This window comes from Micromonospora sp. CNZ297 (assembly GCF_007827625.1).
The window spans coordinates 65,114-89,342 of the sequence record NZ_VISU01000011.1 but is presented as its reverse complement, the minus strand read 5'-3'; the positions used below and the strand labels follow the sequence as shown (position 1 = coordinate 89,342).

Sequence of the window (24,229 nt, the reverse complement as noted above, 5' to 3'; positions counted from 1 at the left end):
ACCTATTCCTCGCTCATGGTGACGAACGTCCCGTGCCACGTGTGATCCCACACCGCGCCGGTGTACGCGTTCACCGACATCATCCCGACCGGCCTTCCGTCCCGCAGCGTGTGCAGGGTGTAGTACCCGCGGAACTCATCGGCCTCGCCGGCAACCAGTCCCCTCCCCTGCCGGTCGAGCCAGCGCTGGGCGATGGTGGTGGCTTCGGCCGCCGACACCCGCGCCGCCCCGGTCGTCGCGCGGGCGTGCATCCCGTAGCCGGTGTTCCACATCATCGCCGGACCGTACTCGACGCTGACCCCACCACTGCCCGGATCGATCAGCACCTCCGTGGCACCGCGCCCCGCTGCTGTGGTCAGTTCCGCGTAGTAGCCGTTGGCGAACTGCATCGTCTCACCGACGCGCAGACCGAGCCGGTCGGCGAACGCGGCCCCGCGTTGACGGGCCTGGTCCAGCGACTCCACCCGCTGCCCGTCACCGGCCAGGCCGTAGGAACCGCCCATCATGCTTGCGCCGCTCATCATGCCGGGGCCGGAGTGGCCGCCCATCATGTTCCAGTTCGGGGGTGATGGATCGGCCGCCGCCCAGGCTGCCCCGGTGGTCACCGCTGTCACCGCCGCGACGATCGCCGCGGCCAGCGCCGCCCGCTTGTGCCTCATCGTCCTCACCTCCGGGCCGAACGGGCCGCCGCCAGGTCCTCGCGTGCCCGCCGGTACTGCTCGACGTCGATCTCGCCGAGGGCGAACCGACGGTCGAGGATCTCCTCCGGCCGCTCCGGCCGGCCACCCTGCTCCGAACGGCCCCGGGGCAGCAGAACGCCGACGCCCCAGACGATCAGCCCGACAACCACGATCCAGAACAGGGCCATGAAGATCCAACCGCCCATCCCCATACCCCAGCCGTAGCCCATCATCGCCGTCTCCCTACCTCGCTTCCGTGCCTTACGCCATTCATGCTCCGACCGGCGTCTCAACGACCGATGCGGCGTACCGTCAAGATTTCGTCAAGGCCTCCGCTCACCGTGCGGTGACACCGCATAGGCACACATTCATGGGCTACGCACGCAAGGCCGATGGCGGTGTCGATCGGCTTGCCTCCCCGAGAGGTCGGCGAAGACCGCGTCCTCCCCTGGACAAGACCAAGATCGACCGTGACCGGGCATGTGCCACGGGTGATCATAAGGATCTTCAACCACTACGAGATCGACAGAACGCGCCCCACTCGACCGGCGGTTGCCCTACCAGTCGAGCCAACAGGTCTGTGTGCGGGGCCGAGTCCAGCCAACCCCTGCGTCGTTGTCCACCAATATCGAGATGAGTAACTGCAAACCTCAGTGTGGGAGGTCCTGGTGCAGGACTCGGCGAAGCTCGACGCCCCCGACCTGCTCGGCTGGTGGATACGGCAGCCGAACCGGCGACGCCGCCCACGGAAGCGGCGCCCGATAACACCACATCCCCTGGGCATCCGCTTCGCGTTCTACGGCCGGATGTCGACCCGGGAATTCCAGGACCAGCTGTCGTCGGCGCGCTGGCAGCGCGACTTCGCCGAAGACGTGATCGACGGCCGAGGCGTCATCGTGGCCGAATTCTTCGACGTAGGCCATTCCCGGCAGTTGCCCTGGCCGCGCCGCCCGCAAGCCGCGCGACTGCTGGCAGCCCTCGCCGACCCCGACCGCGGATTCGACGCGGTGGTAATAGGAGAGTTCGAACGAGCCTTCTACGGCAACCAGTTCCGCGACCTCGCGCCGCTGTTCAAACTCTACGGCGTCGAGCTGTGGCTGCCCGAGCTCAACGGCCCGGTCGACGCCAGCAACGACCTTCACCTGTCGCTGCTGGCCCTGCTCGGCGTGCATTCCAAACGAGAGGTCCAACGCTCGCGGTTCCGCGCCAAGGCCGCCATGCGGGCCCAGGTCATCGAGCAAGGCCGCCACCTCGGCGGCCGACCACCGTACGGTTACCGACTGGTCGCGGCAGGACCGCACCCGAACCGGGCCCACGCCAAGTGGGGACGCGTGGCCCACCGGCTGGAACCCGACCCTGCCACCGCTCCGCATGTCCAGTGGATGTTCGCCCAGCGCCTCACCGGGCGCAGCGTCGCCGGAATCGCCCGCGACCTCAACGACCGGCACGTGCCCTGCCCGTCCAGCGTCGACCCCGGCCGAAACCGGCACCGCAGCGGCGCCGGATGGACGCTACGCACGGTGGCATCGATCCTGGCCAACCCTCGCTACACCGGCCGGCAGGTCTGGAACCGGCAGCACACCGACCGCGGCCCCCTCGACGCCGCCGATGACCTGCTCGGTCAATCGGAGGTACGCCGCTGGAACCTGATGCAACAGTGGGTCATCTCCCGGGACCTTGCGCATCCGCCGCTGGTCAGCGAACACGATTTCGTCGCCGCACAGCAGACCAACGCCCTGCCGGCACCCGCCGACGGGTCGAGCGGACGCTACCTACTCACCGGACTGATCCGCTGCCAGGAGTGCGGCCGGATCCTCGACTCGCACTGGGTCAACAGCCACGCCGCCTACCGGTGCCGTCACGGTTTCCGCAGCGCGGTCCCGGCCGGCACCACCCGGCCACGCATTGTCTACATCCACGAAGCCAAGGCCATCCGGCAGCTCGCCGAACACCTCGGCATGCCGCACACCGACCCCCACGCAGTGGTTGACGCCCTACTTGAACACGATGCCCTGGTCAGCTGCGCCATCGGCGGCGCGCTGGGCATCCATTCGATCCCAACCCCCACGCCGACTTATCGACCGCAAGCGATACCGCATCAGCGCCGAACAGCGGAAACCCCACCGAACGCCATCGCTGACACCCGTGGGGGTTAACGTGTCCGAGCACCTCCGCGTAGCACCCGAGACACAAAATAGGTGCTCATGCGATTAAGCCTAGCACTTCACGATGCGTAACATTACAGCTTGAGCTGGGCAGGAGCACCTCATCGGGCGGCTACCGCAAACCAATCCTGTTTACCTGTTCCCACGCCAGCGAGGCAGCTAATGCGGCGGAAGGATCGGTCGTAATAGGGACTGCCGAATCCAGGGCAGCGACTGGCTGATTGGGCAGGGTGCCCGCCACGGATCGGCTGGATGCCGAACTTCGACACCGCGTTCCTCGGGCGGCCGGCTGCGCTACTCGGCGAGCGCCTCATGGTATCTCCGGGTCCGGCAACGCTCGGCACGGGGTGGAGGGCTCGGTGGAGATTGCCACCTCATCCGCGGCAGGGCCTGCCGACGGCGCGTCGCGGGCCGTTCGGCCCTGGCCCGGGCGCGCCGGCGGCGGGAGCGTGAGGCTGTGTCGGACACGGTGCTGGTCGTCGAGGACGATCGGGAGTTGCGGGACGTCGTACGCCGCTACCTGGAACGGGCCGGGCACGCCGTGCACACCACCGGATCGGGTGCGGAAGCGCTGAGCCGTCTGGCCGCCGGCGGGGTCGACCTCGTCGTGCTGGATCTGGGCCTGCCGGACGTGGACGGCTTGGAGGTGCTGGCCGCCGCCCACGACGGTCCGCAGGTGCCGGTGGTGGTGCTGACCGCGCGCAGTACGGTCGAGGAGCGCATCGACGGGTTGCGCCGGGGCGCCGATGACTACGTCACCAAGCCGTTCAGCCCAACCGAGTTGGTGTTGCGGGTGGAGGCCGTGCTGCACCGTACCCACGGCACAGCCGGCTCCGTCGCTTCGGCTTGCTTCGGAGGTGGCCGGCTGCGGCTGGACGAGCAGCGCCACGAGGCGGTGCTGGACGGTGATCGGCTGGATCTGACCCCCACCGAGTGGGGACTGCTGACCACGCTGGCCGCCGCCCCGGGCCGGGTGTACTCCCGGTACGAGCTGATCAACCGGGTCCGGGGGTACGAGTTTCCCGGGTACGAGCGCACCATCGACTCGCACGTGAAGAACCTGCGCCGCAAGCTCGGCCCGGACGCCGCCGGCGTGGTGGAGACCGTCCTGGGCGTTGGTTACCGGCTGGGCTGGACCCGTGACCGCTGAGCTGTCGCGGCCGAGCAGCCGGGGGCGGCGGCCCCTGTCCGGCCCGCTGGGCCGGCGGCTGCTGGCCGCGTTCGTGCTGGTCGCGCTCTCCTCGGTGGCGGTGCTCAGCATCGCCGCGCTGGTGGCCACCAACCGCGGGCTCGCCAGCGCCCAGCAGGCCGAGCGGCAGCAGGTCGCGCGAAGGGTGGCGGCGGCGGCCGGTGCCGCGTACGCCCGGGCCGGGAGCTGGACCGGCGCGGAGTTGGCGCAGGCCGCGGCGTTGGCCGACGGCGCGGGCGCCCGCCTGGTGGTGCTGCAACCCGACGGCGGCATGGTGTGGCCCGGCCGCGGCATGGGCCCCATGGACGGCATGCACACCAGCACCGGCACGGTCGTGGAGGCGCCGGTCACCGCCGGCGGGCAGCGGGTCGGCACCGTGCGGCTGGCCTTCACCGCTGCGGCGGCCAGCGGCCGCGGCGTGGCCTGGTCGTGGATCGGCGGTGCCGCGCTGGTCGCACTTGTCGCGGCGCTGCTGGTCAGCGCGTATGTGGTCGGCCGGCTGGCCCGGCCGTTGGTCGCGCTGGCCGCCGCCACCCGTCGCTTCGCGGCCGGTGATCACACCGCCCGGGCGGCGGTGTCCGCGCCGGGCGAGCTGGGCGAGGTGACGCGCGCCTTCGACACGATGGCCGAGGAGGTGGTACGCGCCGAGCGGGTCCGTCGGCAGTTGGCCGCCGACGTGGCCCACGAACTGCGCACCCCGCTGGCCGCCCTGCAGGCCGGCCTGGAGGAACTGCGGGATGGGCTGCGCCCGGCCGACCCGCAACGGCTTGCCGCCCTGCACGACCAGACCCTGCGTCTCGGCCGGGTCGTCGAGGACCTCGCCGACCTGTCCGCCGCCGAAGCCGCCGTGCTGTCCCTGCACCCCGTCGACACCGATCTGGCCGCCGTGGCCCGCGCCGCGCTCGCCGCCCAGCACCCGCGGCTGGATGCCGCCGGCTTGACCGTCATGCCCGATCTCGACCGGCCGGTCCCGGTCCGGGCCGATCCGGACCGGCTGCACCAGGCCGTCACGAACCTGCTGGCCAACGCCGCCCGCTACTGCCGCCCAGGCGACCGGGTCGACCTGTGGGCGCGCGTCGAGACCGGCGAGGCGCTGCTCACCGTGGCGGACACCGGTCCCGGCATCCCGGCAGAGGAACTTCCCCACGCTTTCGAACGGCTCTGGCGCGGCCGGGACGCCCGGCACATCGCCGGCAGCGGCATTGGGCTGGCTGTCGTCCGCGAGCTGATCACCGCGCATGGCGGTGCGGTCGCGCTGGAATCACCCCCGGGCGGCGGGCTCACCGTCACCATCCGCCTGCCGGCCCGGCATCCGGCCGCCGCTGGTTGACCCGGCGATGAGCACCGAGGCCGGCAAGGTGTGTCGGGAAGGCCCTGCGCCCCGGCGGACGGCGGTGCCGGCTTTCGGCCGGCACCGCCGCGGTCGTGGGGTTGGGGTCAGGTCCAGCGGGTGAACGCGGCCAGGTGTCGCTCGGAGGCGGCGAGCAGGTTGGTGTAGACCTGCGTGACATCCGGGGCGGACAGGCCGGTCAGCGCGGCCTTCAGGTCGGCGATGTCGGTCTGCTCGACCTTCTTGCCGACTCCGAGGGCGGCCGTCTGGCTGGCGTTTCCTTCAGCGAGCAGCTTGTCGTACGTGGCCTGCACGGCCGGGTCGCTGAACTTCCCGTCGGTCGTGCCCGCGGTCGGGTCGGCCACGCCGTAGCGCTGCAGCAGGGTCCGCACCGTGGTCAGGTGTTGGGCCTCGGAGTTGGCGATGTGGTCGAAGACCGCCAGGTCGTACGTGGTGCCGAGGGCCCCGTACAGGTCGTGTGCCAGCTTCTCCTCCTGCGCCATCGCGGCCAGGGTGCTCTTCTGCGCGTCGGTGAGCGTGCCCTGCTGGGCGGTGACCGACAACGCGGCGCACCTGCCGCCCCGGGCCATCGCGCCCGAGCCCATCGGGCCGGTGGCGCCGTCGCGGGTGCCATAGCCCATGCCACCGCCCCAGCCTGGACCCGGCGTGGCAGTGGCTGCCGGCCGGTCGAAGGGCCCGGCGCCGGCCAGCGCCGGCGCGGCGATCGCCACCCCACCAAGGCCCAGCGCGCCCGCTGCTACCAGGATCACCGTCCGGCGGGTCGTTGTTCTCATCTCGTCCTCCTTCATCGGTGCCGACACCACCACCGTGGCGCCGCGGGGTGCGGCTGCCGTGGAGACGGTGTGGAGGCGACATGGAGAACGCCAGCGCCGGGGCGGTGAACGGCGAGTGCCCCTGCACATCGAGCCAGGGATGGAAGTGGTCGCTCATCTCGACGAAGTCGAAACCGGCCTCCTCGGCCCGCATGGCCTGGCGGAGCAGTTTCCTCGGGCCTGAACCCCCTCGCCGGACAGCTTGTACCCGAACTGCATGTTTCATCCCGCTCTGGAGGGCTACCTACTCCTTGTCAGGGAATGCGCAACCCGGACGGCGATATCGGAAAGCCGCCCATTTCGTCCGACCGGTCGCCGGGAGGGGAAATCCTCCGTCGCCGCCCTGGCGGTGCCTGGCGTGCGGACCGACGGGCGAACAGCGGCGGGACGACGACGAACGAGGGAGCAACCATGGATCGACCCCCCAGCCCCGTACGACCCCCCGGTGAGTCGACGAGCCTCTGGCACCAGGGCCTGTCGCTCGGGTCGAAGGCGTTGCAGGACACCGCGCCGCTAAAGGGGTTCGACGCGTACGTCGTCGGGTTCCACCCGGCCAAGGACGACCCGTCCATGCAGATGGAGGCGCACCACTACTGTCGGCAGGTCAACGACGACTTCCTGCAGTGCGTGCTTTTCGACGGCAACACCGCCGAGGCGAACCTCATCGGCATCGAGTACATCGTCTCCGGACGCCTGCACGACACCCTGCCCGAGGCGGAACGCCGCTACTGGCACCCGCACAACTACGAGGTGCTCGGCGGGTCACTCATCGCGCCCGGGCTGCCGGAGCCGGCCGAGCGGGCGCTGATGGCCATGCTGATGAACAGTTACGGCAAGACCTGGCACACCTGGCACACCGGCCGCCTCGACGCCCGCCCCGGTGATGCGCTGCCGCTGGGCGACCCGATGCTGATGTGGTCCTTCAACCGGGACGGTCAGTGCGACCCCGCCCTGGAACAGCACCGCAACCAGGCGATGGGGGTGGACCGGACCGACAAACGGCACTCCCGCTCCGGGCTGCTCGACAGCGCCCGTCCGCAGGACGGAGTCGCCCTGCTCGACGGCGCCTTCCCGCAGAGCACACCGGTTCCCGGGGTGGTGGACCGGCGCACCGGGCGATAGCCGCGAGCGGACCGGCGGGACGCTCTTCCGAGCGCCCGGCGGGAGTGGCTACAAAGCTGGCCCGACGTCGGCCCCGAAGGCGCCGTAGTGAAGCACCGGGACAGCCGGTACGAGCCGGGGCGCCGCGGTTGGCGCAAGATCCGCGCCCACCACGCGGGGAAACTGATCGCACCGGCAAAGACAGGCCGTTGCTGGCCGCCCACATCCAGATGCCCTCGGCAGCGAGCACCAGACCGACGACCGCGTTGAGCCCGCGCAACCGCCGGTAGAGGTCCCGCCCCGCCCCCGCTTGGTGTCCAATGGGCGCCACGATAGGTACCTCACCCGGCCGGCTGCCGGGGTTTGGAACAGGTTCCACCACCCACTTCCGAGGGCACGTCGACTGGACGCCCAGCACTCGGTGAAAGCGCTGTTTCCTCGCGACGCAACTGTCGGATGCATTCGAACCCGTCGAGCCCCGGCGGGCAGCACCCGCTGCGGCACGGTCGCGGCGACGAGAATTACCATCGCGCCCCACAACGTGGGCGCGGTCAACAACAGCGACCGCACCCATGGCCGGTCCGACCCCACAACGGTCACGAGAACGCTGACCACGGCTTGGACCGGTACCAGGCGGCGAACGCGTACGGGTCGGAGCCTGCCCGCCCGGCCCGTTCGACACGGCCGGGGGTCCGATACGGGCGGCAGCTTTTGGACCGGCGGCCCCGGGCCAGCAACACCGCGCCCTGGGCGGGCGCTGCTACGTGCCGTACAGCAGATCCGCCGCGCAACGTTCGCCCGGAGTTTCGTCGGGCCACGTGCGCCGCCGCGATGAGCAGCGGCACCAGCACCTCACCAACTCGGCGGCAGGGTTATCAGGTACGGCGACCGATCTTTCCCCGGCCGTCCGCGCGGCGATTGGCTGGTCTTCGTTGTCGTAGCTGTCGTGATGCATCCGGCGGCAGGGGCGTTTGTGCTGGTGAGCCGGCGAAGGCGGTCGTAAGGCACGGAGAGCGGAGTACACCCGCCCGAGCCGGGGCGGGGTGGCGCCGCAACCGACACACTCTGCTAGTAAGGAGTCGTGCCGGAACTCGACTCTCCAGGGATGACGCGAAGCGACGCCGAACGGAACCGCCGGATCCTGCTGAACGCGGCCGCCGAGGCCCTCGCGGAGAATCCCGGAGCCTCGATAGCGCAGGTCGCGCGGACCGCCGGCCTCGCTCGCGCAACGGTCTACCGTCATTTCCGCACCCGACAGGACCTGCTGGAGGCGATGCGCGCCGAAGCGTTGGTCAGCGCCGCCGAGGCGATCGCCGGGTCGCGGCTCGACGAAGGGGATCCCCTCGACGCGCTCCGCCGCGCCGTGGATGCCCTAGCGTCGCACGGCGTACGCTTCCGGGCCCTGCTCGTCGAGGGCGCCGAGCTGGATCCCACCTTTTTGCAGGGGCGTGCCGAGGTGCTCGCCCCCCTGCACGAGGTGGTCCGGCGGGGACAGAAGGCGGGGTTGATCCGCCCCGAACTGCCGGCCCAGTGGGTGGTTACGGCGATGGCCGCGCTGCTGGCCGCGGGCGTCCGCACGCTGGCCAGCGGTACCGATCACCGCACCGTGGCCAATCTGATCTTCGAGACCCTCACCGACGGCGTCGGCACCCACCCCTGAGGGGTGCAAGGAGGGCCTTCGTTATCGCTTCCGGTAGCGCAGGGGGCCACTGTCAACAGCGTCGGGCCGGTGCGCGCTGCCTCCCGTAGGGTGCGGCCGACCGGATACGCGGGCGACGGCCCAGATATGAAGAGGGCCGCTGGTGGGACCGGGTCAAACTCCGGCCAGAGGATAGTTGCTCGCACTGGCCGTCGATCGGTGCTCGGCCACCGGATCCCGGCGGGGTAGGCCAACACCTGTACCGTCTGCGCGGCTCCGGTAAGCGTCATGTCCTGCCACCCGTCGATCTGCTTGAGCGCCTGGAGGACGCCATCGCGGCGTACTCCGGGTCCGTGATCCGCTCGAGTGACACCCGCCCGCGCGCTGTGCCGGTACGCCAGGGTTGTCGCCGCCACCTTTGGCCCGGCGGGCGGGGAGCGGCGTGTCGCGCCTTCGTGCAGGTAGGCGCCCCGGCCGAGTGGCCGTTGCCGCCGTCGCCGTCGTGGCGGTGGTGAGCGCGGTCGGTGCGGCCGTTCAGATCTTGCGAATCGGGCTTGGCGGGTCGGAAGCCGCCTGTTCGGAGGTCCAAACCGGGGGAGATGATCTTCTCTCCAGAAAACTAGACTCCTGTGTCTCACTTAGGCTACGGTTGCCGCCGGCAGTCACCTCCCCGACCACTGCCTGGAGGAAGGAAAAAGTGACTTTCGAACGCGGTATCCCAAACGTCCCGCAGGCCCGTACCCGAATCGTTCTGCAGCATCAGCCGCAGCCGGCGCAGGACGTGGAACCCCAGGTTGACGTCCTGGTCGTCGGCGCCGGTCCGACCGGTCTGACCGCGGCGTCCGAAGCGATCCGACACGGCCTGACTGTCCGGATCATCGAAAGCAAGTCCTACCGCTCCACCTTCTCGAAGGCTCTTGTGGCCCATGCCCGGACGCTCGAGGTGTTCGAGACGATGGGAATCGCCGACGAGATCCTCGCCGAAGGCACCAGGTTCGCGGCCCTGAACACCCACGCCGGGCGCCGGCGCCGCGCCGTCCGCGTCAGCTTGCTCGATCAGCCCTGGGGCGACACCGCCTATCCGTTCTGGCTGTCCATCCCCCAGTACGCGACGGAACGCATCCTTGAAGACCACCTCAACGCGCTCGGCGGCGAAGTCGAGTGGCAGACCACCCTCGATCGCCTCCAGGACCGTGCCGACCACGTCGAAGCGACGCTGACCCGCGCGGACCGCGAAGACGAGGTGGTACGCGCTCGCTGGGTGGTCGGTGCCGATGGCGGACGCAGCCGGGTACGCGAGCAGGTCGGCCTGCGGCTGGACCGCTCGGACGCGGGTGCCACGTTCGTCCTCGCGGACGTCAAGACCAGCGCGAACCTGACCGAGGACGAGGGACACGTCTTTCTCCACCCGGCGGGACTGCTGCTGATCGTGCCGATGCCGGAGCCCCGCCGCTGGCGGATCATCGCCCACGTACCGACTCCCCCGGCGGACGCGCCGCTCACCATCGACGCCGCCTTCCTGGATGAGCTGATCCGGGAACGCTCGGGGATCGAGTTCGGCAGCCACGACGTCGTGTGGGAGTCGCAGTTCAACTTGAGCCACGGCGTTGCCGATCACTACCGCCGTCGGCGGGTGTTCCTCGCCGGCGACGCGGCGCACGTCCACAGCCCCGTCGGCGGGCAGGGCCTCAACACCGGGGTGCAGGACGCGCACAACCTGCTCTGGAAGCTAGGCCTCGCCCGACGGATGGACGCCGAGGCCGCTGAGCGGCTGCTCGACAGCTACGAGGCGGAGCGCCGTCCGATCGGCCACGCGATGGTCCGGGGCACCGCCCAGGTCACCCGAATCCTGACGACCCGAGGGAGTCTGATCCGAACGGTGGTGGGTGCGATGGCGCCAGCGGTCATCCGACGCTCCGCCGTCCAAGCCCGACTCGGCCGCAACGTCGGCATGCTCGACATCGCATACCCCGACAGCCCGATCGTGCCCGCCGCGGCGGTCCCAGCCGGCGCCGGCCGGCGCATGCCGAACCCGGAACTGCGGGCCTGCGGCCGGCTCTACGAGCGACTGGACCGCACCGGCCACACCTGGGTGGTACGAGGAGCCGCCGGCGAAACGACCCCGGACCCGAACCATCCCCGATGGAACGGCCTGCCGCTGGTTCACGTCACGGACGACGCACTGCTCCATCACGTGGACGGTGTGGCGCAAGTAGCGCTCGTCCGCCCCGACCGCTACATCGCCGCAGCCGGGGACACCCCGGAGGGCGTCTGGTCCCAGGTGGACGGCCGGCTGATCCCCGCTCCGGACGTCGCGGCCGGTACGCCAGCCACGAGCGACTGACCGGCACCATTCTCGTCCACACCCATCCACTGGCTTGGCCCTGGCAGAACTCTGACAGCGGCGTGCCCGCGCGTCTGCTACGGCGCCGCCTCGACGCCCTCGAACGCTAGATCGAGCAGGAGTGCCACGTGCGGCGCGACGTCCGCCGCTCGACCCTCGGCCCAGTCACGCATGGCGGCCTCGAAGGTCCGCGCGATGTGCGCGGTGATCAGCGCCGCAGGGATGTCGGTGCGAAGGGCTCCGGCTGCCGCGCCCTCCTCGATCATTCGGTCCACCACCTCGAGGACGGGCGGGCGGGCTCCCTGGCCCAGCAGGGCGGCATGCCGGATGGGAAGGGTGTAGACGAATCTGGCGAGCTGCTCGTTGGTCACCATCCGGGCCGCGGCGCCGATCAGGAGCTCCCGGATCCGAGGCAGCGCTTCGGCGGCTGGTCCCGGCGGCGCGGCCACGGGCTCCCGGCCGAGCAGCCGGGCGAACAGTTCGGCGAGGATCTCTTCGCGCTCGGAGAAGTGCTTGTAGAAGGTGGCGCGGGAGATGCCGGCCGCCTTGGCGATGTCCTCCACCCGTACGCCGACGTAGCCGCGTTCGACGAACAGCCGCAGCGCGGTGTCCAGCAGCTGGTCGCGGGCCCGTTCGCGCAGGTCGGCACCGACAGGGCCGAAGCCGGGCGGGCGTACGGCCATCTGATCCTCCAAGCCAGTCGCGCGGTCCGGAGCACGCCTTGACGGTCAACTGACCACGAATCTACGCCAGCCAAGTCCCTGTTCCGCCGTCGCCCCTTGGCGGGACTACTACTCGAACACGCGTGTATCGTTTGTTTAGACACGTGTCTTGTTTCGGACATCCCTTTCCCGGGGAGTGCGGCGTCTGCCGCACCCCCGTCCCGTTCAGGAGGTTCAGCCTTGCTTGCTGCTCTCGGTAGGTTTTCGGTACGACACCGCTGGCTGGTGGTGGTCACCTGGGCTGTGGTGCTGGCCGGCGCGCTAGCAGGCGGCCACCAGTACGGCGGATCGTTCACGAACGACCTGACGCTTTCGAACACCGACTCGCAGGCGGCGTACGACACGCTGCGGGAGCGGTTCCCCGACATGTCGGGCGACGGCATGCAGGTGGTCATCCACAGCGACGGCGGGGTGACCTCGCCCGAGGTCCAGCGCGCGGTCGACGGCGCGCTGGCGGACGTACGCGCCGACTCCGACGTCGCCGCCGCGCAGTCCCCGTACGGGCCCGGCCAGCGCCTGGTCTCCGACGACGGCCGGACCGCCATCGCCACGGTGCAGTTCACCGAACGCGCCAAGGACATCCCGGAGGGCGCGGTCGAGCAGGCGCAGGCATCGTTCGACCCGCTGCGCGACCAGGGCCTGGAGGTCGAGTACGGCGGCCCGGCCGTCCAGACGGAGTCCGGCCCCTCGGGTAGCGAGGTGTACGGGCTGATTGCCGCGGTCGTCGTCCTGCTGGTCGCGTTCGGGTCGCTGTTCGCCATGGTGGTGCCGATCGTCACGGCCCTGATGGCGCTGGGCCTCGGCCTGGCGGTGATCGAACTGCTCACCAACTGGGTGACGATCGGCACCTCCGGTCCGGTGGTCGCCGCCATGATCGGGCTCGGGGTCGGCATCGACTACGCGCTGCTCGTGGTCACCCGCCACCGAGAAGGACTTGCGCAGGGTCAGGACCCGGCCGAGTCGATCGAGCGGGCGATGAAGACGGCCGGGCGGGCAGTCCTCGTCGCCGGCGCCACCGTCATCGTCGCGATCCTCAGTCTCTACCTGATCGGCATCCCGTTCGTCTCCGCGCTCGGTCTGGCCAGCGCCGTCACCGTCGCGGCCACGCTGCTCGCCGCGGTGACCCTGCTGCCCGCCCTGCTCGGGATCTTCGGCCGCAAGCTGGACCGGCTGCGGGTCCGGCGCATCCGCTTCGACCACGGCAGCGACCGGGAGAGCGGCTGGCACCGCTGGGCCCGCGGAGTGCAACGCCGGCGCTGGCTCGCGGTACCGCTGGCCGCCGCGCTCCTCGTCGTACTCGCCCTTCCGCTGGCCTCGCTGCGGCTCGGCACCGGCGACGGTGGCTCCCAGCCGGCGGAGTCCACCCAGCGCAAGGCGTACGAGCTGGTGGCCGAGGACTTTGGTCCCGGTATGACGGGCCCGCTGCTGGTGACCGTCGACTACCCCTCCGGCACCTCCCCGCAGCAGGTCCAGCAGGCCAGCGCCGAACTGCGCGCCGACCTGATGGCGACCGACGGGGTGACGCAGGTGTCCCCGCCGCGCATCGACCCGGAGGGCCGGACCGCGGTGCTGACCGTGGTACCGACCGGCTCGCCCGACGACGAGTCCACCGAACACCTGGTGCACCAACTACGCAGCGACGTGCTGCCCGGGGCCGCCGACGGCGCCGAAGCCCACGTGGGCGGCGCGACGGCCACCAGCATCGACCTGGCCGACAAACTCGACGAGCGGATGCTCTGGTTCATGCTGCTCGTGGTCGGCCTGGCCTTCCTGGTCCTCCTGGTCGAGTTCCGCTCCCTGCTGGTCCCGCTCGTCGCGGTCGTGATGAACCTGCTCGCCGTCGGCGCCGCGTACGGCCCGGTGGTGGCGGTCTTCCAGTGGGGCTGGTGGCCCGCCGGACTCATCGGCTCCCAACCCGGCCCGGTCGAGTCGTTTGCCCCGGTGATGCTCTTCGCCGTCCTCTTCGGCCTCTCCACCGACTACGCGGTGTTCCTGCTCAGCCGAGTGCACGAGGAGTACAAGCGGACCGGTGACGCACGGCGTTCCATCGTCACCGGCATGGGCGCCACCTCGCGCGTGATCATGGCGGCGGCGTCGGTGATGGTGGTGGTCTTCGCCAGCTTCGTCCTCAACGACCAGCGCACCGTCAACCTGTTCGGGTTCGGGCTGGCGACCGCGATCGCGATGTACGCGCTCGTCGCCATGCTCGTACTGACCCCGGCGCTGCTCGCCATCCTCGGCCGGGCCGCCTGGTGGATGCCGGGCCGGAAGCGTCGGCGATCCGCCGGCGCGCAGGCGGGGTCGCCGGCGGAGCTGGCAGAAACGCGGGGTGAAGCCGATCCTCGGGCACTGCGGGAGGCCGCCAACGGGTCGGGTTCCGCTGCCTGATCCTTCCCGCAACCCCTGTTGGGGCCCGGCCGCGTCGCGGCCGGGCCCCAACAGGTCATCTGGGCACGGGCACCTGTTCCGGGTGGACGGCGAGTTGCGACCAGACCGACTCGACTGAGTCACCGGACCCGGCGACGTACCGGTCGGGCCGGACCAGGACCACCGGCGGCAGCGGCCCCGAGCCGTCAACGAGCGACCCGTCGCCAAGAAACACCACCGGGAGACCGCCCCACGTCGGGGCGGAAGGATGGGGAAATGCCTCGCCGTGCTTCTGCCGCACGACCCACGTGTAGTGGCCGGGGTCCAGCTCTTGATACAGCCGTCCGCCGGTGCGCAGTTCAGGGTTGGGCATGCGACGACCGGCGCGCGCCGAGGCGATGGCCGGATTGGCCAGCGGGCTAACCGGATAGGCGATTTCGAGCATTCCGACCGCCCGTCCGAGCCGCGCCTGCACGGCGGGATGGGAGAGGATCCGGGGGGCGACGGGACCGAGCAGCGCTCGGAGGAGGCCGCTGCGGGCGGTCAGTGCCCCGGTCGCCCGCGCGGTACCCCGAACCATGGCCCGGGCGACCGGACGCCGTTCTGCCTCATAGCTGTCGAGGAGTTCCTCCGTCCGGAGGACTTCCCGGCGCCGCGCGACTCCGAGTTTCCAAAGAAGGTTGTGGGCGTCCTGGACGCCGGTGTTCAGGCCCTGGCCTCCAACCGGACTGTGCACGTGCGCGGCATCGCCGGCGAGGAGCACCCGTCCCCGCCGATAGTGGTCGGCGATGCCGTGACGCAGGTTGAACTGCGACTGCCAGACGACGTCGTGGCTGCCGAACTCGATCCCCGATCGCCGTCTGATCAGCGCGTCGAGGAAGGCGGCGTCAATGGTGATCGGCGTATCCGACGGCGGTGTCGGTACGTGCGCGATGATGCGCCACCGGCGCGGCTCGGGCATCGGAACGATGAGCAGCAGGCCCTCCGGACCAAGAAAAACATGACCTTCGTCTTCGATCACGTCTGCGGTGGTCTTGACGTCGGCCAGGACGAATGTGGCTTTTGCATCTGCCCGGTCGAGGTGGAGGCCGACCTGCTCGCGCACCCGGCTGCGGCCGCCGTCACAGCCAACCACCCACCGCGAGCGCACCACGTCCTCGCCGTCGTCGGCCCGCTTCAGTCGCGCTTCGACGTGATCCCCTTCCTCATGGAGTTCATCGAGCGAGACCTGCCACTCCACCTCCCCGCCCAGCCGGTTGAGGTGCTCTTCGAGAATCCGCTCTGTGGCGTACTGCGGGATGGACAGCCAGTACGGATAGGCGGTGTCACCCCAGGGCAGCTCCATCAGATCGACGCGCACCGTGCGAGGACGACGACCGGCATGGATGTTCAACGCGGCGAATGGTTGCCCTTCGGCCACGGTGGCCTCGGCAACCCCCATGGTCTCGAACACCTCGAGCGTGCGGGCATGGACGACGAGCGCCTTGGAGAAGGTCGAGCGGTACGCCTTACGGTCGACGATCCGGACGCTCAGCCCGTGCCGAATGGCCTCGCAGGCCGCTGTCAGACCGGTGGGGCCGGCGCCGACCACCAGCACGTCGACGTCAACGGCACCTACCCTCTCCTCCGCCCCGGACGGCTCGCCATCGGGGTTGACAGCCACGGGCGTCCGGTGTTCCGGTGCGAACGACAACGCGACCCTCCCAGGTGTCAACAACAGGTGCCACGGCGTGGTGGACCCAGCCCGACGTCCGTCGTCAAGGGTCGTACCCTGGCCAAACGCAGACGTAGCGAGAAATCAGCGTCCGGGTTTGGCAGCTGAGATCTTGTTGGCGCAAGCGCATTTCCCAGGGCCAGGGAGGCAAAACGCAGGGCTCGGAGACTTTCCCTGGGACTCAGGCGCACGGACTGAAATGGGACCTCACCACCGCCCCACCGATCGACCGCCATGGGCCGGGCTGGGACGGAACCGCAGCGGTCCGGGGCGTGCTGCGATACCGCTGGGAGAACGCCGACGACAAGGTCCGACCCCGGCGCCGCGCCTACCCGCCGAGTGCGGGCTCCGGCGACGAGCGGCGACGCCGACATGGTCACCACCCACTCCGGCGGCAGGTCGGACCGGATCAGCCCCGCCTCCTCCTCACGCCGCGGCACCGGGCCGCTTAGGCTCCGCGTCGCTGCAGGACTTCCGGCGGGGGGGTGTCCCTATGGGTTTCGTCAAGCGGGGACGGGTGCCTGATCTCTCGGCCGTGGTTGGTAGGGGATCTTGTCGCGGAGCATGGCGTATAGGACGTCGCAGCGGCGTCGGGCGAGGCAGATGAGGGCGGCGTTGTGACGCTTGCCTTCGGCGCGTTTGCGCTCGTAGTAGGCGCGGCTGACGGGGTCCGCGAGGGCGGCGAACGCGGCGAGGAAGAACGCGCGTTTGAGGTTCTTGTTGCCGCCGCGGGGTGGGTGTTCGCCACGGATGCTGCTGCCGGATCGTCGGGTGACGGGGGCGAGGCCTGCGTAGGCGGCGAGGTGGCCGGGGGTGGCGAAGCTGCTGCCGTCGCCGACTTCGAGCAGGATCCGGGCTGCGGTCCTGACGCCGATGCCGGGCATCGAGGTCAGGACCCCGGCAAGAGGGTGCGCATCAAGCATCCTCTCGACCTGAGTGGCGACCTGGTCGCGTTGTCTCAGGACGTCGCGGAGGCTGTCGGCGAGGCGGGGCAGGATCGTTTCCGCCGCTGTCGTGCCGGGGACGGTGACGGTCTGCTCGTCGAGGGCGGTCATGATCTGCTCGACGAGGCGTTGCCCCATGCGGGGTGCGTGGACGGCGGCGATGGACAGGAGTTTGCGGCGGCCGGCCTTGCGCAGACCGACGGGTCCGCCGCAGCGCGACAGCAACTCCAGGACGGCCTTGTGGTGCAGTTTCGGGCCGAGGACCCGTTCCAGGGCGGGGTGGATCTGGGTGAGCAGTCCTCGGATGCGGTTGGACACGCGGGTGGCTTCGCTGGCGAGGTCGTCGTCGAAACCGACCAGGACTTCCATCTCGGCCAGGGTCTCGTCGCCGGTGTCGACCCGCCGCAGCGTGTGCGGCAGTGTGCGGGCGGCATCAGCGATGACGTGAGCGTCGCGGGCGTCGGTCTTCGCCGAGCCTGGGTGCAGATCAGCGATGCGGCGCATGGCCAGGCCGGGTAGGTAGGCCACCTGATGCCCGCACGCCCGAGCCACCGCGACCGGCAGGGCGCCGATCGACGCCGGCTGGTCGACCACCACCAACAGCCGACCATGACGGGCGAGTTTGTCGAACAGTTGCCGCAGCCGGGCCTCGGTGTTCGGCAGCGCCGCGTCATGCAGCCGCTTGCCGTCCGGAGCCAGCCCGACTGCGTGGTGGTCACCCTTACCGACGTCCAAGCCGAGGTAGACGCCGTATTCGTCGTTCACCAGACCCGCCTCCACGCATCGTCCGTGGCCTCGGCCGCTGGTCCAGGCGTCGGACTGCCGGCAGCCACGTTACGAAGAGACCTACCCCAACACGGGTGGCCGTGTCCCTATCAGCGGTCCGCCGACGCCACCCGACCCGGCGACAACACCCCCCGGATCATCCGTACGACAGGGGCAGGAAGTCATACCGGGCCGGGCGACCGAGGGTCCCCGGCTGGGGACGATCAAAAAGGTAACGGGTTGGGGGGCACGTGTCCCTAATGCGCAGGTCCTGCTCCCGCCAGGGACAACCCCCGCCGCCGATGCCGCTCATCCCTGCGGCTACGGGTTCGGGGACGGCAGCTCACCGGTCAGGTACCGCTGCACGGTCGCTCCGACGGTGCGGATCACGATGTCGGCCGCTGCCGCAGCCAGCGGCTCCAGCTCGACCAGGTAGCGAGTGAACGCAAGGCCGGCCAACTGCGAGGCGACGAACGCCGCCCGTAGGGGCGCCTCGCCCGGATCGAGATCGCATTTGCTCATCACCGCGTCGACCACGTCGGGAAAGATGACCTCCCGGACCAGCCGTGCGATGTGGTCGGCCGTCGCCGCCGTACGCAACAACGCGCTGGCGTTGGCGCCCGCGTCGCCCTCCCACAGTCGGAGGAATTCGGCAACGATCCGCTCCCCCAGCGTGTCGACGCCACCAGCAAGCAATTGTGCGAGGATCCGGTCCGGATCGACCGCGCTGCGCAGGACGGTGAGGAAAAGCTGGTCCTTGGTGCCGAAGTAGTGGTGCACCAGCGCAGGGTCCACGGCGGCGATCGAAGCAATCTGCCGCATCGTGACCCCACCGAAGCCCCGCGCCGCGAAGGCATCCCGCGCGGCGGCGAGAATTTTCTCGCGCGCGCCCGACCCAGCCGGGCGCCTGCCGGTTCGTGCCATCGGTCCTCCCACCGTTCACCGGCCTCGCGTGCCCACAGGCCGGTCTCGTGCTGTCAGAACGTGCCCCCGGGCCCGTGTGATTGCACAGCAGCGCGCGCGACGCCCCCTTGACCACCCCCAGAAGCTAGACAGTCATGTCGCAGTTCGTCTAGAGTCGGGCCGGCGGCCCCACCGGTCCGCCGCTCGCGGCAACGTCTTCGTCGCCGACGACGGGTACCGCTTCGCCGCAATAACGTCGCGGCGACATGGCTGCTCCCTGCTCGTTGGCCGGAAGGGTTGGAGCCTCATGTTCGACACCATTGCCGACCTGCCGATACACCCGTTGGTCGTGCACGCCACGGTGATCGTCGTGCCGGCCGCCGCGCTGGTCGTCGGACTTGCCGGGGTGTGGCCCACGTTCCGCGCCCGAACCGCTCCGCTCGCACTCGCGTTGAGCGCGCTGGCGTTGGTCCTGGTACCGGTGACCGTACAGTCGGGCGACGCCCTGCGCGGGCGTCTCCCCGCGAACGAACTGATCGACCGCCACCGCGATTTCGGCACTGGCCTGCTGCCCTGGGTGATTGCGCTTGTGTTCGCAGCCGCGGCGACCGGCTGGCTGCACCGCTGGGAGACGGCTCGGGCCGGCCCGGCCGGGCCGGACGGCGGGTCGCACAGTTCGGGCGTTCCCGCACCCGCACCGCGGCTGGCAGCCGTCGTGGTGGCCATCTTGGCCGTGATCACCGCCGCAGGCGTTCTCGCATCGGTTGTCCGCATCGGCCACAGTGGCGCGGAGGCCGCGTGGTCTGACGTGGCGACGACGACCGCGGGAAGCACCACCCCGAGCTGAGGAGGCAAAGATGACTTTGGGTGCTAAGGAGCAGCGACGGTGACCGCCGCAGAGGAGACAACCACCAGAGCGAGCACTCCAGGTATCCCATGGCGTCGGCTGTCATGGCACTTCCTGGAAATGGTGGTGGCCATGTTCATCGGGATGGCGGTGCTGGGCATGGCCGCACGACTCGCCCTCGCCCTGCTCGGCCAGGCTGACCTGCTGGATCGGGTTGAGGTGCGGGTCGTTGTCATGATGCTCAGCATGGGTACTGGCATGACGCTCTGGATGTACTACCGCCGCCACCAGTGGGCCGGCATCGTGGAGATGAACGCCGCGATGCTCCTACCGTTCGCGGTACTACTCGTGCCGTTCTGGGGCGGCGCGCTCCCTGAATCGGCGGTGATGATCGCGGGTCACATCCTGATGCTGCCCGCCATGGCCCTGGTACTGCTGCACCGCCGGGCCGAGTACGCGAACACCCACCGGAGTCACTCGAGGCGACGCTAGCAGGTCAGGACAGGGCCAGGAACAGTTTCTCAGTTCCTCTTTAGTCATCTCCGGCTACTCGACACGGCCACGCGCGACCGGGCGGTGCCGCATCTCGACGCGATGATCTTGTAGCCGGTCCGCGCGGCGGCCGCGAGGGCTTCCCCTTCAGGCGCCGCCCGCCGAGCGCTTGGCGGCGGGCAGATCGGCGCGCTACTGTCGGAGCGTCATACCCCCTGGGGTATCCACTCAAAGGAGTAGAGCTATGCGCGAGGTCGACATGGCAACCTTTTCCGCCGCCCACGCCGACGGGGCGACGGTGATCGACGTACGGGAACCCGTCGAGTACGTCGGCGGCCACGTCCCCGGCGCCCGGTGCATCCCCCTGGGCCACCTGCCCACCAGCATCAGGGACCTGCCCCGCCGCGGCACGGTGTATGTCATCTGCGCTAGCGGCAACCGCAGCCAGGTGGGCGCCGAGTTGCTCGAACGGGCCGGGATCGACGCCCGGTCGGTCGCCGGGGGCACGGCGGCGTGGGCCCGCGCGGGTCGCTCCCTGACCCAGGGCAGCCGGGCCTGAACCACTAGGCCAAGACATCAACCAAGAGGCCAGGAGGCCGAGTGCAACAGGGTGGCTTCTTCCGGACGCTGCTCGACGAGCAGATCCCCGTGGCCACAGCCGAGCGGCACTGATCGCCTCGGACGGGTTGCTGATCGACGTACGCGGCCCTGCCGGAATTGGAGGCCGGCCACGCGCCCCGGGCGCGGCACATAGACCGGGCGGCCGGTCGCCCGCAGCTCCGCGACCAGCGCACTGTCGCCGGCGTAAGCCAGCATCGCGACCAGCAGAGCTGCGGAAGACGCGGCGCGTCATGGGGGTGGCACTTCTCCAGCGAGCACCTTCGCGGCCAGCTCGACCCGCTCAGGGTGGAAATCGCCGCGCACGGGATGGCCAGGAACGTTAATGCAGCTCCGGCCGGGCGCGGCATCGCACACCGGGCACGGGGCGAACTGCCCGCCCTGCGGCTCTACCGCGACGCCTTGGGACGCGGCTGCCCTGGCCATCTTGAGGAGCGCCCCGAACAGCTCCTCGTCCCGGTACCGCGTCGCGGCGGCGGCCACCTCCCGCATTCCTTCCATGAACTGTACGGCAGCCTGCTCCCCGGTCATCTTGATGAGCGGCATACGGTCCGTCTCCCCGACCTCGTGTGTGCCAAACCTCGGCTACCGAACCGGGACCGCAAACCGGCAAGCAACACAACTACAAGCGAGAGCACCGCCAAAGCGAATGGCGCGGCGACGAACCAGCGGCGGCCCGTCGTCGCCCGGCCGAGCTGGTACCTCCCCTGGTCCCATGGAAGGCAACATATGTTTCTCGCGGGTGTCCCCCAATGAGTTCGGCAGCCGCAAAATCTGGCCGAGGAACCGGTGCGATTCCCAGAAGGCAAACCAGCGACCCGGGGTTCAGCTACATCACCGTCGTGCAGGTCGGGAACACCGTAACGGGGTCCGGCGTAGCATCGGCCGCCGACTGGGTGCGCAATCTCGCCGAAGGCGTGGGGGCCCGGCTCGGGTAACCGTCGACCATGGCGCCGAATCCTGCGTCAGGGCTGGGATCTCGCCGTCGCCCACGCGGTCCTCCCATCGGGTGTCTGCCCCCGGGCCTTTCGCCGTCCGGCTGCTCCGGTCGGCGGAGACCGGTTAACGTCAGATCGGCACCCTGCCGGTTAACCAACATCACTCGCCTGCGCGATGGGCGTGCCGCTCGGGCCACTCCCGGGCCGGCACGCCGGTGATCGAGCGAGGAGGCGCCATGGGCCCGTGGGGTGTCGGAATAGGTTGGACGTGGCTGTGGTGGCTGCTGCTGCTCGTCGGGGTGGCGGCCATGGTCGCCGGCCTTGCCTTGGCCGCGCGGTCGCCTTCCGGGGAAGCGACTGGCCGGGGCGCGACGGCACGGGAGATCCTCGACGTGCGGTTCGCCCGCGGTGAGATCGGCGAGGAGGAGTACCGGCAGCGACGGCGGGAGCCCGATGAGCACTGAACGTCGCGACGGACGCCGCCGCGGAATGACACGCCGGAAGGCGCTGCTGCTGGCTGGCGCGGGCGCTGTCAGCGCCGGAGTCGGGGCGGCGGGGCTGCTGCGCGGCTGGGGTTCCCCGACGTCGACCGTGAGTGGCTCCCCCGGCGCCGTTCCGACCGGCGACCGGTTCGTCGAGCCGACAGTGATCGCCAGCGAGGGCGGTCGGCTGCACGTCACGCTGAGCGCCGCCGCCGGTCGGGTGACGATCGCCGGTCGCTCAGTGCAGGCCATGTCGTACAACGGCTCGGTGCCCGGTCCGACCCTTCGCCTCAGGCCGGGCGACCGGGTGACGCTGGACTTGGTGAACCGCCTGGGCGCCTCGACGAACCTACACACGCACGGGCTGCACGTGTCGGCTGAGCGGAATGGCGACAATCCGTTCCTGCACATCAGGGACGGCGAAACGTTCCGCTACGAGTACGAGATCCCGCGCGACCACCCGGCCGGAACGTTCTGGTACCACCCGCACCTTCACGGGACGGTCGCTGACCAACTCTTCGCGGGCCTGATGGGGGCGATTGTCGTACAACGGGATGACTCGGTGCCGCTGCCGGCGCAGCGCGAGCGGGTCCTGGTCATCACCGACACCACCCTCAACGGCGACCGCATCGCGCAGGCCAACCAACGCGGCCGGATGCTCGGCCGGGAGGGCGAGCTAGTGCTCGTCAACGGCCGACTGAAGCCGACCATGACCGTCTCCCCCGGCGGCTACGAACACTGGCACATCATCAACGCCTGCACGTCGCGCTTCATGCGACTCCGGCTAGAGGGGGCTGAGCTGCTGCAGGTCGCCGGAGACACCGGTCGCCTTGCCACGCCGACCCAGGTCGACAACATCCTGCTCGCCACCGGCAACCGGGCGGAGCTGCTGGTACGGATACCAGGCCCTGGCCGGCACCAGCTGGTCGCCGAGCCGGTGGACCGGGGCGGCATGGGCATGGGCCTGGGGCGCGGCAACGCGGGCGGCGACACGCCCGCCACGCTGCTGCAGGTGGAGGCGGCGGGCGAGGCGGCGGCCACACCCCAGCTACCCGGCCGACTGGTCGAACCCGAGGACCTCCGGGCAGTCGCCGTGAACGGCCGGCGCACGCTGACCTTCGCCATGGAAATGGGCCGAGGCATGGGCGGCGGCATGAGTTTCACCATCGACGGCAAGGAGTTCGACCCCGACCGGGTCGACGCCGCCGTCCGCCTCGACACCGTCGAGGAGTGGACGGTCCGCAACACCAGCCCGATGAACCACCCGTTCCACCTGCACGTCTGGCCGGTGCAGCTGGTGGCCCGCGACGGCAGTCCGGTGGAGGGTAACCCCCAGTGGTACGACGTGGTCATCCTGCCGGCCCGGTCGAGCGTGACGGTGCGGGTGCGCTTCACCGACTTTCCGGGACGGACCGTCTACCACTGCCACATCCTCGACCACGAGGACCTCGGGATGATGGGAGTGGTCGAGGCGCTACGTTGACGAGGATCGTCTAGCCGTGGGCGATCAGCAACAATTCACGCTAGCGGTCGGCGAGGTGCTCGGGGGCGTCCGGCCAGACCGTCGACGCGTGTCACGGCAGCCCGGGTACTGGCCAGTACCAGCACGGCCGATTCATTGCCGATGGCGATGGCGAGCGACCAACGCAGAGTACCGACGGTCACCACCTTGGGCGAAATGGATTCTTTGCTTAATCTGCCTCGGTATGCCGAGCGGCCGGTCAGCGACTCATTGAGCCCATGTCGGATCCCGTAGGAGATCTACATGTAGGTTCGCCGCCCGGGTCATGGGCCACCGGTCTTCCCGACGATTTCCGTCCAGGCAGCGGCCGCTCCCCCGCGACCGACCCAGACGACCAGAATGGAGGCGCCGATCGCGGCGGCCAGTGACAGTGCCTCGCCGCCCGTACCAGGCAAGGCACTGTCAGTCGAGCCGAGGCGCAGCAGCCGCCGACCATCTTGTCCGCCGCACCCATTCACCGCACCGAAGATGGAGGCGCCGATTCTTTCCGTGGGCCGGAGCCGGTTTCCTCGTCCTTCCAGGCGCTACCTCGCTGCCACGGTTCCACCAGGAATGGCTACTTCTTCCATTCGAACCGGGTGAGCTAAATGCGCAGTGGCCTTTTGATGAACTTGATAGCCTTGAGGGCGGCCTT

Annotated in this window: 20 protein-coding genes; 12 read left to right on the top strand and 8 right to left on the bottom strand. The window is 70.1% G+C overall.

Features of this window, described 5'->3' with window-relative positions; translation table 11 throughout:
* Window positions 1-2 precede the first annotated feature (2 nt).
* Window positions 3-659, bottom strand: a complete 657-nt coding sequence (locus tag FB454_RS20115; protein WP_218105468.1) for a hypothetical protein — start codon at window positions 657-659, stop codon at window positions 3-5.
* 5 nt (window positions 660-664) lie between these two features.
* Window positions 665-913, bottom strand: a complete 249-nt coding sequence (locus FB454_RS20110; RefSeq protein WP_030271497.1) for an SHOCT domain-containing protein — start codon at window positions 911-913, stop codon at window positions 665-667.
* Window positions 914-1,348: 435 nt separating this feature from the next.
* Between FB454_RS20110 and FB454_RS20105 the strand changes: the two genes are divergently transcribed.
* The 3 genes from FB454_RS20105 (at window position 1,349) to FB454_RS20095 (ending at window position 5,364) form a co-directional block, all read left to right on the top strand.
* Window positions 1,349-2,836 (top strand): recombinase family protein, encoded by a 1,488-nt coding sequence (locus FB454_RS20105; RefSeq protein ID WP_083395384.1) that lies wholly within the window; start codon window positions 1,349-1,351, stop codon window positions 2,834-2,836.
* Between the two features lie 466 nt (window positions 2,837-3,302).
* A complete protein-coding gene (locus FB454_RS20100; protein ID WP_162881566.1) occupies window positions 3,303-3,995 on the top strand; it encodes a response regulator transcription factor in 693 nt (230 codons plus the stop codon).
* A complete protein-coding gene (locus tag FB454_RS20095) occupies window positions 3,985-5,364 on the top strand; it encodes a HAMP domain-containing sensor histidine kinase (protein ID WP_225319523.1) in 1,380 nt (459 codons plus the stop codon). The genes FB454_RS20100 and FB454_RS20095 overlap by 11 nt, the downstream gene beginning before the upstream one ends.
* 107 nt (window positions 5,365-5,471) lie before the next feature.
* Here the strand turns inward: FB454_RS20095 and FB454_RS20090 are convergent, their stop codons facing one another.
* A complete protein-coding gene (locus FB454_RS20090; protein WP_091332239.1) occupies window positions 5,472-6,158 on the bottom strand; it encodes a ferritin-like domain-containing protein in 687 nt (228 codons plus the stop codon).
* 450 nt (window positions 6,159-6,608) lie between these two features.
* On the opposite strand from FB454_RS20090, the gene FB454_RS20080 reads away from it, so the two are divergent.
* The 3 genes from FB454_RS20080 (at window position 6,609) to FB454_RS20070 (ending at window position 11,281) form a co-directional block, all read left to right on the top strand.
* Entirely contained in the window at window positions 6,609-7,319 is a 711-nt protein-coding gene (locus tag FB454_RS20080) for an OBAP family protein (RefSeq protein ID WP_091331291.1), read from the top strand.
* 1,060 nt (window positions 7,320-8,379) lie between these two features.
* The gene (locus FB454_RS20075; protein WP_141722618.1) at window positions 8,380-8,958 is read left to right on the top strand and encodes a TetR/AcrR family transcriptional regulator; all 579 of its coding nucleotides are present in this window, start codon (window positions 8,380-8,382) and stop codon (window positions 8,956-8,958) included.
* A gap of 628 nt (window positions 8,959-9,586) precedes the next feature.
* Window positions 9,587-11,281: an FAD-dependent monooxygenase gene (locus FB454_RS20070; protein WP_176739797.1), complete on the top strand. Its 1,695-nt coding sequence runs from the start codon at window positions 9,587-9,589 to the stop codon at window positions 11,279-11,281.
* Between the two features lie 77 nt (window positions 11,282-11,358).
* Here the strand turns inward: FB454_RS20070 and FB454_RS20065 are convergent, their stop codons facing one another.
* A complete protein-coding gene (locus tag FB454_RS20065; protein WP_091331287.1) occupies window positions 11,359-11,964 on the bottom strand; it encodes a TetR/AcrR family transcriptional regulator in 606 nt (201 codons plus the stop codon).
* 219 nt (window positions 11,965-12,183) lie between these two features.
* On the opposite strand from FB454_RS20065, the gene FB454_RS20060 reads away from it, so the two are divergent.
* Window positions 12,184-14,391 (top strand): MMPL family transporter, encoded by a 2,208-nt coding sequence (locus FB454_RS20060; RefSeq protein ID WP_145752124.1) that lies wholly within the window; start codon window positions 12,184-12,186, stop codon window positions 14,389-14,391.
* Window positions 14,392-14,446: 55 nt separating this feature from the next.
* Here FB454_RS20060 and FB454_RS20055 read toward each other — a convergent pair whose 3' ends face one another.
* From FB454_RS20055 to FB454_RS20045, 3 genes are all read right to left on the bottom strand, one after another.
* A complete protein-coding gene (locus FB454_RS20055) occupies window positions 14,447-16,063 on the bottom strand; it encodes an FAD-dependent monooxygenase (protein WP_162881568.1) in 1,617 nt (538 codons plus the stop codon).
* A gap of 524 nt (window positions 16,064-16,587) precedes the next feature.
* Window positions 16,588-17,793, bottom strand: coding sequence for an IS110 family RNA-guided transposase (locus FB454_RS20050; RefSeq protein ID WP_145823293.1), 1,206 nt, complete (start codon window positions 17,791-17,793; stop codon window positions 16,588-16,590).
* A 321-nt stretch (window positions 17,794-18,114) separates the two neighbouring features.
* Window positions 18,115-18,717: a TetR/AcrR family transcriptional regulator gene (locus tag FB454_RS20045; RefSeq protein WP_091331284.1), complete on the bottom strand. Its 603-nt coding sequence runs from the start codon at window positions 18,715-18,717 to the stop codon at window positions 18,115-18,117.
* A gap of 286 nt (window positions 18,718-19,003) precedes the next feature.
* Between FB454_RS20045 and FB454_RS20040 the strand changes: the two genes are divergently transcribed.
* From FB454_RS20040 to FB454_RS20030, 3 genes are all read left to right on the top strand, one after another.
* On the top strand, window positions 19,004-19,543 hold the full coding sequence (locus FB454_RS20040) for a DUF2231 domain-containing protein (protein ID WP_091331283.1): 540 nt from the start codon (window positions 19,004-19,006) through the stop codon (window positions 19,541-19,543).
* Window positions 19,544-19,582: 39 nt separating this feature from the next.
* A complete protein-coding gene (locus FB454_RS20035; protein ID WP_141722616.1) occupies window positions 19,583-20,035 on the top strand; it encodes a hypothetical protein in 453 nt (150 codons plus the stop codon).
* 244 nt (window positions 20,036-20,279) lie between these two features.
* Window positions 20,280-20,594 carry a rhodanese-like domain-containing protein gene (locus tag FB454_RS20030; RefSeq protein WP_091331281.1) on the top strand — a complete coding sequence of 105 codons (315 nt, stop codon included), beginning with the start codon at window positions 20,280-20,282 and terminating at the stop codon, window positions 20,592-20,594.
* A 290-nt stretch (window positions 20,595-20,884) separates the two neighbouring features.
* Here the strand turns inward: FB454_RS20030 and FB454_RS20025 are convergent, their stop codons facing one another.
* On the bottom strand, window positions 20,885-21,199 hold the full coding sequence (locus FB454_RS20025; protein ID WP_145752121.1) for a zinc finger domain-containing protein: 315 nt from the start codon (window positions 21,197-21,199) through the stop codon (window positions 20,885-20,887).
* Between the two features lie 628 nt (window positions 21,200-21,827).
* Here FB454_RS20025 and FB454_RS20020 point away from each other — a divergent pair.
* Window positions 21,828-22,055 (top strand): SHOCT domain-containing protein, encoded by a 228-nt coding sequence (locus FB454_RS20020; RefSeq protein ID WP_145752118.1) that lies wholly within the window; start codon window positions 21,828-21,830, stop codon window positions 22,053-22,055.
* Window positions 22,045-23,556: a multicopper oxidase family protein gene (locus tag FB454_RS20015; RefSeq protein WP_221488047.1), complete on the top strand. Its 1,512-nt coding sequence runs from the start codon at window positions 22,045-22,047 to the stop codon at window positions 23,554-23,556. Before FB454_RS20020 ends, FB454_RS20015 begins: the two co-directional genes overlap by 11 nt.
* Window positions 23,557-24,229 lie beyond the last annotated feature (673 nt).